The organism is Pirellulales bacterium, assembly GCA_019636335.1.
Taxonomy (GTDB): Bacteria; Planctomycetota; Planctomycetia; order Pirellulales; family JAEUIK01; genus JAHBXR01.
This window is the reverse complement of sequence record JAHBXR010000032.1, coordinates 1-12,201: the sequence shown is the minus strand read 5'-3', so window position 1 is coordinate 12,201 and position 12,201 is coordinate 1. Positions and strand designations below refer to the sequence as shown.

General features: G+C 64.0%; 13 protein-coding genes. 8 read left to right on the top strand and 5 right to left on the bottom strand.

Annotation, left to right across the window (positions count from 1 at the left end):
* Positions 1–3 precede the first annotated feature (3 nt).
* The 3 genes from KF708_22410 to KF708_22400 all read left to right on the top strand — a co-directional run bounded on the left by KF708_22410 (position 4) and on the right by KF708_22400 (position 2,168).
* Positions 4–627 carry an FMN-binding negative transcriptional regulator gene (locus KF708_22410; GenBank protein MBX3415454.1) on the top strand — a complete coding sequence of 208 codons (624 nt, stop codon included), beginning with the start codon at positions 4–6 and terminating at the stop codon, positions 625–627.
* 63 nt (positions 628–690) lie between these two features.
* A complete protein-coding gene (locus KF708_22405; GenBank protein ID MBX3415453.1) occupies positions 691–867 on the top strand; it encodes a hypothetical protein in 177 nt (58 codons plus the stop codon).
* A gap of 236 nt (positions 868–1,103) precedes the next feature.
* Positions 1,104–2,168 carry a 3-deoxy-7-phosphoheptulonate synthase gene (locus KF708_22400; protein ID MBX3415452.1) on the top strand — a complete coding sequence of 355 codons (1,065 nt, stop codon included), beginning with the start codon at positions 1,104–1,106 and terminating at the stop codon, positions 2,166–2,168.
* Between the two features lie 32 nt (positions 2,169–2,200).
* On the opposite strand, the gene KF708_22395 is transcribed toward KF708_22400, so the two are convergent.
* Together KF708_22395 and KF708_22390 are read right to left on the bottom strand one after the other, a co-directional pair.
* Positions 2,201–2,866, bottom strand: a complete 666-nt coding sequence (locus tag KF708_22395) for a hypothetical protein (GenBank protein MBX3415451.1) — start codon at positions 2,864–2,866, stop codon at positions 2,201–2,203.
* Positions 2,866–3,294 carry a hypothetical protein gene (locus KF708_22390; GenBank protein ID MBX3415450.1) on the bottom strand — a complete coding sequence of 143 codons (429 nt, stop codon included), beginning with the start codon at positions 3,292–3,294 and terminating at the stop codon, positions 2,866–2,868. The genes KF708_22395 and KF708_22390 overlap by 1 nt, the downstream gene beginning before the upstream one ends.
* A 297-nt stretch (positions 3,295–3,591) precedes the next feature.
* On the opposite strand from KF708_22390, the gene KF708_22385 reads away from it, so the two are divergent.
* Positions 3,592–4,251 carry an RNA polymerase sigma factor gene (locus tag KF708_22385; protein MBX3415449.1) on the top strand — a complete coding sequence of 220 codons (660 nt, stop codon included), beginning with the start codon at positions 3,592–3,594 and terminating at the stop codon, positions 4,249–4,251.
* Positions 4,248–5,009, top strand: coding sequence for a hypothetical protein (locus KF708_22380; GenBank protein MBX3415448.1), 762 nt, complete (start codon positions 4,248–4,250; stop codon positions 5,007–5,009). The genes KF708_22385 and KF708_22380 overlap by 4 nt, the downstream gene beginning before the upstream one ends.
* A gap of 15 nt (positions 5,010–5,024) precedes the next feature.
* Here KF708_22380 and KF708_22375 read toward each other — a convergent pair whose 3' ends face one another.
* Positions 5,025–6,083 (bottom strand): hypothetical protein, encoded by a 1,059-nt coding sequence (locus KF708_22375; protein MBX3415447.1) that lies wholly within the window; start codon positions 6,081–6,083, stop codon positions 5,025–5,027.
* 196 nt (positions 6,084–6,279) lie between these two features.
* Between KF708_22375 and KF708_22370 the strand changes: the two genes are divergently transcribed.
* Together KF708_22370 and KF708_22365 are read left to right on the top strand one after the other, a co-directional pair.
* Positions 6,280–7,701 carry a magnesium chelatase gene (locus tag KF708_22370; protein MBX3415446.1) on the top strand — a complete coding sequence of 474 codons (1,422 nt, stop codon included), beginning with the start codon at positions 6,280–6,282 and terminating at the stop codon, positions 7,699–7,701.
* Complete coding sequence (locus KF708_22365) at positions 7,688–9,391, top strand: hypothetical protein (protein MBX3415445.1); 1,704 nt, start codon at positions 7,688–7,690, stop codon at positions 9,389–9,391. Before KF708_22370 ends, KF708_22365 begins: the two co-directional genes overlap by 14 nt.
* A gap of 21 nt (positions 9,392–9,412) precedes the next feature.
* On the opposite strand, the gene KF708_22360 is transcribed toward KF708_22365, so the two are convergent.
* Complete coding sequence (locus KF708_22360; protein ID MBX3415444.1) at positions 9,413–10,216, bottom strand: phytanoyl-CoA dioxygenase family protein; 804 nt, start codon at positions 10,214–10,216, stop codon at positions 9,413–9,415.
* 11 nt (positions 10,217–10,227) lie between these two features.
* Positions 10,228–10,638 (bottom strand): hypothetical protein, encoded by a 411-nt coding sequence (locus tag KF708_22355; GenBank protein MBX3415443.1) that lies wholly within the window; start codon positions 10,636–10,638, stop codon positions 10,228–10,230.
* 344 nt (positions 10,639–10,982) lie between these two features.
* Between KF708_22355 and KF708_22350 the strand changes: the two genes are divergently transcribed.
* Complete coding sequence (locus tag KF708_22350) at positions 10,983–12,002, top strand: hypothetical protein (protein ID MBX3415442.1); 1,020 nt, start codon at positions 10,983–10,985, stop codon at positions 12,000–12,002.
* The last annotated feature ends 199 nt before the right edge of the window (positions 12,003–12,201 follow it).

Below are 12,201 nucleotides of genomic sequence, written 5' to 3'. Positions count from 1 at the left end.
CCGATGTACACACCTTCTTCCTTCAAGGTCTCGGACACCGCGCAGCTTCATGCCACCATGCGAAGCTACAGCTTCGCAACCCTCGTCACGCAGGGAGCGCGCGGGCTGACCGCCACGCATCTACCCATCCTGCTCGACGCCAATGTCGAACCGCACGGCCGGCTGCTCGGGCACATGGCCCGGGCCAACCCACAATGGCGTGATATTACCGGCGAGGCGCTAGTGATCTTCTCCGGTCCGCACGCGTACGTCTCGGCCTCCTGGTACGAGACTCCCGGCACCGTGCCGACGTGGAACTACGTAACGGTCCATGCGTACGGCACGTTGCGTCTCCTCGAAGACCCGGCCAGCGTACACGGAATCTTGCAGCGCACGGCGACTACCTTTGAAGCAGCCAACCAACAGCCCTGGACCTACGACGACTCGGACCCCGAATTCAACCAGATGCTGCGCGAGATCGTCGGCTTCGAGATCGAGATCAGCCGTATCGAGGGGAAGAGTAAGCTCAATCAGAATCATCCCGAGGAACGGCGGTGGAAAGTTGTCAGCGCCCTGGAACGCCAGGGGGATGAAAATTCCTCGGCCATTGCTCAACTGATGCGCGCCACGTTGGCGGGTGGGGTGTGAAGCGAGCTAGGAGCCACTTCGGCGTATTCCGCCCTCGCCTCCGTGCGCAGGTAGGATGACGGCATGAGTGAGAATCCGTATCAGGCGCCAAAGGAAGAGGACCCCGCCGCCACCAAAAGGCTTCGACGCACGCTCACTCGAGTGGCCATCTATGGACTCGTCGTTGTCTGCGGTGCCGCCATCGCAACGGCGTGCCTGTGGCTGGCCCAGGCAATCGACGCCTCCAAGCAAATTTTTTAGCCGCCATGTTGTCCGCTCGATCGGCGGGATTCAGCCCGATAAGTGTCTGTCGACACAACCAGCCATCCCCCGCCTCGACAGCCCTTCTTGGCCCGATTAAGGTAGGTAGTTCGGCGCGTGCTTTGGGGGCTGAGCCAGCACCCCCGCCGTGCCTGTTTCTTGCCGCCGTGGCAACCCCTTTTGCCGTACCAGCTACCTCCTCAGGCCTCATGATTCACGCAGTTCGCTCTCTCGCCATGCAACCCACCCAAGACATCAATATTCGCGAGCTGGTCCCCTTGGTGGCGCCGCGCATCCTCAAAGAGGAGCGCCCCATGACCGAGGAGGCCAATCGCACCGTCATCGAGACGCGCGAACAGGTGATGCAGATCCTCGACGGCCGCGATCGCCGGATGGTGGTCGTCGTCGGGCCCTGCTCGATTCACGACCCCCAGGCGGCCATCGAGTATGCCGGCCGGCTCCGCACGCTGGCCAGCCGCGTGTCGGATCAGTTGCTGCTGGTGATGCGCGTCTACTTCGAAAAGCCGCGCACCACGCTGGGCTGGAAGGGATTGATCAACGATCCTCATCTCGACGACACGTTCGATATCGAATGCGGCCTGCGCATGGCGCGCGAGATTCTGTTGGCCGTCTCCGAGTTGGGACTGGCCACCGCCACCGAGGTCCTCGAACCGATCACGCCGCAATACATCGCCGACCTGATCACGCTCGCCTCGATCGGCGCCCGGACGACCGAATCCCCCACGCACCGCCAGATGGCCAGCGGACTTTCGATGCCGGTCGGCTACAAGAACGGCACCGACGGCAGCCTGCAGGTGGCCGTCGATGCGATGCTCGCCGCGCGCGGCCCGCACAGCTTCGTCGGCATCGATGGCGACGGCAAGACGTCGGTCATCAAGACGCTGGGCAATCGCTGGGGCTTCCTCATCCTGCGGGGCGGACGATCGGGCCCGAACTACCTGTCCGAAACGATCACCGCCGCTTCCGAGCAGTTGATCATTGCCGGATTGTCCCCCCGTTTGCTCGTCGATTGCAGCCATGCGAACTCCGACAAGGACTACCGCAAGCAGGCGGGCGTCTGGCAGAACGTGATCGAACAGCGGTTGGCCGGCAACGATGCGATCGTCGGCCTGATGCTCGAGAGCAACATCAACCCTGGCAAGCAGGCCCTGACCGCACCCGCCGAGCTGAAATACGGCGTGTCGATCACCGATGGCTGCATCGGCTGGGAAGAAACCGAAACGCTCATTCTCGACGCGCACGAACGCCTCGCGCGGGCTGGCGTCACTGCCGCGACCTGAACGGCCGCTCGCAGCGAACGTGCGGTGCCTCGTCAACTGAAGTGCGCCCCGTCCGCACGACGCCGTTCGAGACGCGAGATCGCCCCCTGGGTGTCCAGGGCCGTCCGAGCGATCGCTTCCACGCGCTGGGCCAGCGCGTCGAGCCGGCCCGCGTCGCGCACCACCCCCAAGCTTGGCGCAAGCGGGGCGAATGACTCTTTCCGCGCGAGACTTGGCATCCGCGGTTCCTCCCTCGCCGCGGACGGGTACCGCGGCAACGTCGCAATGATGTCCGACGAGCTCGCGGCGCGGCGAGCGGCCTCGGTCGGTCGAACATCGTGCCTCGCTGCCCGAGATACCGACGGCGGCACGGCGCGCGACGGCGAGCTGGCTTCACTCGTTGCGTTGACGCTGGGCGCGCGTCTTTCGCCCACGATGACGGTGTGCTGTGCGGCCGTCGTCGTCGCGGCAAGCGCGACCTCATCGATCCAGGCCTCTCGCGCGGCGCGCCGATTCGCGATGAATCGCGAGCCTTCGTCGACGCTCATGGCCACCGTCCCGCCCGGTTCGGGCTCGTCCGTCAGATAGAGCGCCAGTTGAGGAGGCGTCAGCTCGAGTATCTCGGCTGGAGTCCAGTGGTAGGCCAGGCTCAATCGCTGGAAGATCGTACGCCAGGGAATCGAGCGTTCCTCGGCATCGCACGGTGAGCCCGGCCCCATCAGTTTCCCCGCGGGTCGCCTGCGAGCAAGTTCAGTGCCTCGCGGAAGGCCGCCTCTTCGCCGGGCGTGGCCTGCGCCAGCAACTGCTCGACGTCGGCGAGCGTGAGCGCAGGACTTTCACGCCGCAGCGAAAGCCACAGCCGGAAGATCTGTCCCTCATGGGTCTCGCACCAGTTCCAGAGATCGGCGTGCGAGACGCGCGGTCCGCGGCACACATCGTCGTAGGCCAGTTCGAGCAGGTGTCGCTGCTGCGGTTCGTCGAACTCTCGGAGCCGTGCCAGCACGACGCCGAGCGGATCGGGAAGTCGGTTCAGTAGGTGGCGTTCGATCGCTGCGAAATCGACGAGACGCAGTGGCGATAGGCGATATCCCTGCCCGCCAATCGGCACGGAAATCGTGCTCGCCGCCCATTCGTGGAGACCATCCATCGTTTCTTGCCGCTTGGGAAAAAGAAGCCTTGCGTTGAGGACTTGTGCGAATTCGCACTCTGCCCGAAGCACTGGCCAGAAAACAAGCCTGTTTGTTGGTTCGTTCGAGCGTGCCGGCAGCCGCCGAGGAGCCTGCTACCCCAAAAAAAACACCCCTCCTATGAACTAGACCGTTGCCCTGGACGTCACCGACTGGTCAAAATGCAACGGTCGATTGGCGGTACAAGGAGCAGCAAATCGACCACACGTGGCAGCGCAAGGAGCGCCGCCGCGGCGTCCCCGTCGAGGAGTTAGACCGTGTCGTTTCCGCCTGACCAGCTCTCCGATCAAGAGCTCATGCGCGAGATCCAAGGGGGCGCCACGCATCTCTTCGCCCATTTGATCGAGCGTTACCAGCGAGCGCTCGTACGCGTGGCCGAGAGTCGTCTCGGCCGGCGTGACTGGGCCGAAGAAGCGGTGCAAGAGACGTTTCTGGCCGCGTTCAAGTCGCGTGCGACGTACGATCCCACGTTCGGATTTCGTACCTGGCTATGGACGATTCTGTTGAATCAATGCCGCGCCCACTGGAAGACGCGTGCCCGCGCGGCGCGCGTCTCGACGTGGACCGACGCGGAGCGCGAGACGACGACCGGGCGATCGATCCTCGCCGCGGGGGGTACGGACGACGCGGCTCCTTTCGCGCGGTTGCTCGAAGTAGAACGCCGCGAGCATCTCGAGCGCTTGCTGGCGAGCCTGCCGGACGTGCAGGCCGACGCCTTGCGGCTGCGTTTCTTCGGCGGACTGAAGTTCCAGGAAATTGCCGACGCGATGCAGTGCAGCCTGGGCACGGCCAAGAATCGCGTTCGTTGGGGCCTGTTGCGGCTGGCACACCTGACCAGCTCAGAAGAGCAGGATGTGAGCGAACCAGACCGAACGACGTACCTGCGATCGTCCGAGGCTGCGGAGGAACAGCAATGAACTGCGACCGCGTGTTCGACATCCTGACGCGGGGACCCTTTCCCAGCGGCGCACCTTCGGACGAGCGCGTCGAGCGCCACTTGTCGAATTGCCCCGCCTGCCGGCGGCTCGCTGCGGCGCTGCAGCCGGCGATCGAGCTCTTCGAAGAAGCCATCACGCCGGACGAAGGCCGCGACCTGCCCGCCTACTGGGGCGACTTGTTCGTAGCCGACCAGGACGACCACGGCGGCCGCTATGGCTCGTCGTCGTGGCGCGGCGGAACCAGCACACGCCTGGCCACCAAGCTGCGCCACGCCACGGGACTCGATCTCGAAACCGTGCGCCGCACGTTGCCCACCGCCTGGCGGTTGTCGGCGGCCGTGCTGTTGGGGATTTGCATCGGCGGGCTGTTGCGCAGCGCCGACCTGGGAAGCACCGCGGCGGTGCCCCCCGTCACGCCGACGCATTCCGAGGCCTTTGCCGCCGATACGGACGACGATAAGCCACTCCGCCCGGTCGCGGCAGCGGTGATTCCCTCGCAGGTCTCGCTCGCCGAATTACGGCTCGTCGCCTGCACGTTCGCCACGACGGCCCCCTCGCCCCCCAAGGGTCGCAAGCACTTGAAGCTTCCCCCGCACGACGTGGCTCCGATTCCGCTCCAGGCACGCGACGTGGCTTGTTGCACCGACTGTCACAACGCCCACAACGAGCAGATACAGATCACGCGAGAAACGACCGTACAAATCGTGCATACGTGCAAGCACTGTCACACCGATTAGCGCCAGGCCCGAGAATCACGAGCCTGTCACGCTCGGCCATTGGCGGCGAATGGCGAGGCCAACTTCAGGGTCGACCATGGCCGCGGTTGCCAAATGAACCGCGTTGGCCCCCGCGGCGAGATACTGCTGCACGTGCTCGGCCCTGCTTGCGCCGCCGACCCCGACCAGCGTCCACGACAGTCCACGCTGTTGCAAAATCTGGGCGAACATGGCTGTCTGGGCAACGGATGCTTCGCGCGTCGCCTCGCCGCAGATGCCGCGCCGCTCCTGGGCGAACAGGAACTGTCCCGCGTCGTCCACCACTTGCGTGGCGATGCTGTTGGTCATCGAGAGACCATTGATATACGGTGCCAAGGCGTCGACGAGCGTGCCGGCCGCATTGGGTCGCTCGACGTGGCCGATCTTCACCAGGTAGGGGATGCGGCCGATCGCCTCGCGCACGCGGGCTGCCACGAGCGCCGCCGAGTCGGGCTCCTGGTAAAGCTGGCCATCGCAAGTGGCCACATTCGGGCAAGAAAAGTTCGTCTCGATGCAATCCGCGCCACTTTCGACCGCCCAGCGCGCACAACGGGCATAGTCGGCGGCCAGGTCGTCGATCGACCACCCTTCTTCGATGGTCCCCACGACCGACACGGAGAGCAGCTTCTCGCGGGGCAGTTCGCGTCGGGCGCGTTCGACGTCGGCCCGCCAGGCGTCTGGCTCCGCCGAGGGCATGCCAAACGACACGGCCCAACTCCCCGCCATGGCCGCGCGCGTCGGCAAGGGGCCTTCACCTCCATGCAGTGGTCCGCACTCGACCGGCTGCAGGTTCGGCAGGGGGTAGCAGGCGCGGGCCTTGCTGCGCACCGTCTTATAGGTCAGCACGTCGAAGCCGAGCCCCGCGTAGTACAGCAGCCACCGGCTATTCAACAACGGTCCCGCCGCGATTCCCAACGGCGAGGGGACCGGCCGTCCACAGAAATGCCACTCACCTGGAAAAGAGGGGACGCGCAGGCACGACCGACCCTGGGGCGCATGCTCGTAGTTCCAGGCGTACGTCTGACTGCGATCGTAGCGGGAAAGCGGATTCGCCATGGTCAAGTTCCTACGCGCGGGCCCACTCGGTTGTGTCATTAGAACGCATTTCGTGGTGCTCGTCTGCCGGACACGATTCGCGAACCGTTTGCCCGCTGCGCTATAATCACCCCAGTGGACGAAAGAGCGCCGGCCGCGTGAATCGATCGTGTGGCCGGCCCCGGATCGATTGAGCACCCACGAGGCACCCCGCCCGATGTCCCAAGTCGCCCAGCGCCCCACCAATCTGCGCGAGCTGCGCGAGAGTGGCTGGAGGTCGAAGTCAGTCAAGCAAGAGATTTACGACAACTTTCTGCGGATGCTGAGCGAAGGCGAAGAGCTCTTCCCCGGCATCATCGGTTACGACGATACCGTCATTCCCGAGATCAACATCGCGTTGCTCGCGCAGCACGACATGCTCTTCCTGGGAGAGAAGGGGCAGGCCAAGAGCCGCCTGATGCGGTTGCTGGTCCGCTTTCTGGACGAAGCGATCCCCTATCTCGACGTGCCCGAGGCCCCGCTGCACGACGACCCCTTTCGCCCGATCACGAGCGTCGGCCGCCGGGTGCTGGCTGAAGCGTCCGAGGACGAGGTCCCCATTGGCTGGTGGCCGCGCGACGCGCGCTACGCCGAACGGCTCGCCCCCGGCACCAAGTTCGCCGACATCATCGGCGAGATCGATCCCTCGCGCCTGGCCGGCGGCACCAGCATGTCGGCTGAAGAGGCGCTCCACTTCGGGCTCATTCCGCGCATGCACCGCGGCATCTTCGCCATGAACGAGCTGCCCGAGCTGGACGAGCTGGTGCAGGTCGGACTGTTCAACATCCTCGAAGAACGCGACGTGCAGATTCGCGGCTACCCCATCCGCTTCGACATCGATGTGCTGATCCTGTTCTCGGCGAATCCCTCGACGTTCAATCGCTCGGGCAAGGTGATTCCGCAGCTCAAGGATCGCATTGGCTCGGCGATTCATACGCACTACCCGCGCGAGCGCGAATTGGGCATCCAGATCATGGAGCAGGAGGCCAGGCTCGATCTGGATGGCGATTTCCCCGTCGTTGTCCCCTACTTCATGCGCGAGATCGTTGAGGAGATGAGTCGCGTCGCGCGCCGCTCGAAGTACATCGATCACCAGTCGGGCGTGAGCGCGCGTTTCAGCATCGCTAACTATCGCACCATGGTGGCCAGTGCGCGGCAGCGCGGCGCGCGCCTGGGAGAACGTCCGGCGGTGCCACGGATCAGCGACCTGGGGCATCTCTACAGCTCGTCGCTCGGCAAGCTCGAGCTCGATCTGATGAGCAGTCACCAACTGACCGAGCGGCAGGTGGTCGACTCGATTCTTGCCGAGGCGATTAAGCAGGTGTTCGAAGAATACGTCGAACGGCACGGCCTGGAAGAGATTGCCCAGATCTTTGCCGAGGGGGTGAAGATCGAAGTCGGTGATGCGCTTCCTTCGTCGGTCTACGTCGAGCGCTTGAAGCGAGTCCCCCCCGCCTGGGATAAGGCGTTCGAGGTCAATGCCTCGACCGACGCCGCCGTACGCGCCTCGTGTGTCGAGTTCGTCTTGGCCGGACTGCACGCTACGGATCGCATCTCCCGCGCGCAGCATCATGGAAGGATTGTCTATGACCTCTCGTAAGACGCTCGGCGGTGTGATCCACACCTATCAGCGCTACGATCCCAAGAACTTTCCCAGCCCGACGCAACCGCCGCCGGATCTCGTCTCGCCGGCGTTCGAGCACCTGCTGGCGTACGGCTCGATGCGGCATCTGACGGAAGAGGAACTCGCGAACGCGATTCGTCTCGATCCCAGTCAGATCGCGGGCCTGGGTCCCAGCATCGACTATCTGCTGCAACTGCTACGCGAGCGGAAGGAAAAAATCCTCGCCACCTACGAGACCGATCGCGTCCGCGAACGTGCCGGCTCACGCTATCGCGAGATGGGGAATCGCATGAAGGCTCCCGCCGGGCTGCGGCCTGCCTTCCAACAAGCCTTCAAAGACGAGCAGCTCCGCGAGCTCGAACGCCTCTGGTACCGGGCCGGGGACGAGCGTTCGCAATTCTCGCGGCAATTGGTGCAACTGGTCGACGCCCTGGGCGACAAGTACCAGGTCGATGAGTTGGCGGCGAAGTACGCCTTCACCGGCCGCGAGAGGATGACCATTCCCCAGGCCTTGGCCATCAAGGAAGAGCTCGAAACGATCGACCGTCTGCTCGAGCAACTCGAAGAAGCGGCCAAGACGGCGCAGATCGGCCTCATCGACATGGAGGAGCTTTCCCGCTTCGCGCAGCCGGGGGATCTCAACCAGCTCGAAGAGCTACGCCAACAGATCGAAGACTACATGCGCGAGGCCGCCCAGCGGCAGGGGCTCAAACGCGGTCCCGACGGCATGTACCAGCTCACCCCACAGGCCTACAAGATCTTCCAGGGCAAATTGCTGCAAGAGATCTTCAGCGAGCTCGAGGCCTCGCGCACCGGACGTCACACGGGACCGATCGTGGGCGAAGGGGCCGTCGAACTACAGCGTACCAAGCCCTATGAGTTCGGCGATCCCGTGGCGAGCATGGATATTCCCACCTCGCTCGTAAACGCCCTGCTGCGCAGCGGGCCGGGCCTGCCCGTGCGGATGAAGTCGGACGATATCGAAGTCCATCGCACGCGCAACACCCCCAAGTGCGCCACGGCCGTGCTGATGGACATGAGCGGCTCGATGCGCTATGACGGGCAATACATCAATGTGAAACGGATGGCACTCGCGCTCGATGGGCTCATCCGCCGCGAATATCCCGGCGACTTTTTGCAATTCATCGAGATCTTCACCTTCGCCAAGCCGCGGCAGCGGAGCGAGATCGCCGAGCTGATGCCCAAGCCGGTCACCATGTTCGACCCGGTCATCCGGCTCAAGGCCGACATGAGCGATCCCGACATCAGCGAAGTTCAGATCCCGCCCCACTTCACCAACTTGCAGCACGGGCTGCAACTGGCGCGGCGCTATCTCTCGACGCAAGACACGCCGAACCGCCAGATCATCCTCATCACCGACGGGCTGCCCACCGCGCATTTCGAAGGCGAAATGCTTTACCTGCTCTACCCACCCCATCCGGCGACGGAGAAAGCAACGCTGCGCGAGGGGCTGCTGTGCCAGCGCGAGCACATCACGATCAACGTCTTCCTGCTGCCGAGCTGGTCGCAATCGAGCGAGGACGTGCAATTCGCCTATCGACTGGCCGAGTCGACCAGCGGAAGAGTCTTCTTCACCGGCGGCAAGGATCTCGACCGCTACGTCGTGTGGGACTACGTCTCCCACCGGCGGAAGGTGATTGGGTAAGTCACGCACAGGCAGCGTGACCTACATTTGTCTGCGGCTCCGCGGCTTCGCGTGAGCCTGAAACTCTTCGCCGAAACGCCGGATCGCCTCGTCGTCCACTTTCGACAACGGCGAATAGCGGGGATGTCGCGATTCCTTATAAGGATCGTTCCGCGCTGCGTTGTAGCAGCAGATCAGCGACCAACGGGGATTCTCCGAGCGATTCTGGTCCGAACGGTGCAGCAGGTTCGAGTGAAAGAAGATGGCGTCCCCCGGCTCCGCTTCGAGATAGCGCCGCTCGAGCCGCTTTTCGGCCTCGGCGACGCGTTCCATGTCGGCGCCGGTCTGTTCCCCCTTTTTGCCGTGGTCGATGCGCCCCAGGAGGTGCGAGCCGACGAGCACTTGCAGGCAACCGTTCGCTTTCGTCGCGCGATCGACCGCGATCAGGCAACTCGCCAAGAGCGGAAAAAGGCAGCCGTTGTCGTACCAGTAGCCGTAGTCCTGATGCCATTCCCAGGCGCCCCCGACGCGCGGCTCCTTGAGCATCATCTTCGTGTGCCAGTGGTAGACCTCGCCCTCGAGCAGTTGCTCCATGCGATCGACGATCCGCGGCGAGCGGCCGAACAGGCCGTAGAGATCGTCTCCCGCGGTGTTCCACAGCGCAAGCTTGCTCTCGCCCCCGGCGGCATCGCGCCGCGCGTAGCTGCCGGCCGCCAGCGCCGGGTCGTTCTTCGCGTAGTCCAACAGCGTTGCCATCTCGTCAGCGGCGAAGAGATGCGGCACGAGGAGATACCCCTCGCGCTCGTACAGGTCCAACTCGGCGGCGGTGAAGTGATGCTTGCTCATGAAATCAACGACTATTTGTCCTCGCGGGGCGCCTGTTGGGCAGATGCGGGTGGTCGTGCCTGATAACGCATTATGATTTCCACGAACCACCGTCGCAGCGAGCGGCCCGTACATGCCACGCTGGCAATTCCAAACAGCATCGGCACCAAAAGCACGGCCAGCATCAGCCTCGTGACCGCTTCGCTCCACCGACCTTCGTAGATGATACTCACCGAGGAAGAGCACAGGCCCATCACAAGCAGCACCATCACTGCCAGGTAGGTGCCAAAGGCCAGCCGGGTTAGGGGCATCGCCAAAGCGCGATCCATCGCCGCTTGTCCCTGCTCGAGCATCTGCGCTTGATACGCGGCCGAGCCGGGCGGCGCTGTAATGCGATGCGGCGAGTGCGATGCGGAATTCGCGGAAGTGGATTGTTTGGACATGAAAGCATTCTCCACGCGTCGCCTAGCGTGCCGCGATCCATATTTTAGAGCCGCACGATCTTGCGAACCAGCCAGGAATTCTTTGCCGCCTGCGAAGGAGGTCCAACGTGCCCAGCGACAAGAGGATGAGGGGCTATCCAACCATCTTCGATGTTGCCAGGTGGCCACAGGCGTTTCCCCGACAGGTTGCCAGAAGGCAACATGGGGTCATCCCGCTGCGCGTGCATGACCCCTTTATCTTGCTCAGGCGGGGACGATTGCGAGCTAGGCTTTCTCACAACGGGCAGAGCGTCCGTCGTTGCGGACGCTCACACAGCGAAACACACGACCAACGAGGTTCTACCGTGAAGAAGCTTGGCACGACCGCACTGCTGTGCGGACTGATGGCGTTCTTGGCAACAGGCGTGGCACTCGGCCGCGGCGGTCACGGTGGTGGCGGCCACCATGGCGGTGGACATCACGGCGGCGGCCACCATGGTGGCGCGCACCATCACTCGCACACCCATTCGCACCACGGCGTGCATCACCACGGCCACACGCATCACGGATATCACCATCACGCTCACCACGGTTACCATCACGACTGGCACCACTACTATCACCACGACGGCGGCTACGCTCCCTTCACCGGCGGCTGGTACGGCGCTCATCCGGGCTGGGGTTGGGGCCGGGTGGGCAATCCCTGGGTGGCCGCCAGTTGGGCGGGCCTCGGCGGTTGGCTCGGCTACGAAGCCGGCACCGCGCCCCTCTATGACGTGAACGGCCCGACCTACGGCTACGCCGACAACCAGTCGGACGACGACGGCGATGATTCGGACGACAACTCGACGGATGCAGGCGAAACGCAGACCGCCTCGAACGGCAGCGAAGACAACGCCGACAGCAAGTCGGACGACGAAGGCAAAGACAACGTCGACTACGCCAAGGCCGCCGGCGAGGCGAGCACGCTGGCCGACCAGGGAGCACAGGCTTCGGTCGCCTCGAGCGACTTCCTGCCGCTTGGCGTGTTCCAGATCTCGACGAGCGAGGATGGCACGCCCGACGCGCTCGTTCAGTTGCAGGTGAGCCACGAGGGGGTGATCCGCGGCGAGTACGTCGATCTCGTCTCGCATCAGACGCAACCGGTCACGGGTGCGGTGAACCGCGAGACGCAGCGCGTGGCATTCCGCGTCGGTCCGACTTCGAAGGCCACGTTCGACGTGCAATTGGCGGGTCTGACGGAAGAGGAAACCCCGGCTTGGGTCCACTTCCCCGGCGGCGTGACGCGCGAGTTCTACTTGTGCCGCGCGTCGGAGAAGGAAGAACAGCAGGCGGAGGAGCCGACCACGACGACCCCCGCGACCGAAGGGGCGCAGAACAAGTAGTCGCTGCGGACTTTGGTACGACGAAGTTCAAACGGTAAACAAAAACGTCCCGGCCAGTGGCAACGCTGGCCGGGACGTTTTGTTTTGTTGTCTCAATCGCCCTGGCTACGACATCGCAGGGACAAGGATGAAATATGCTTGCAACAGGGTTACGGCGAGATCCACTAGCCACAGGCACCGCACTGTTACGGTCGTCCTT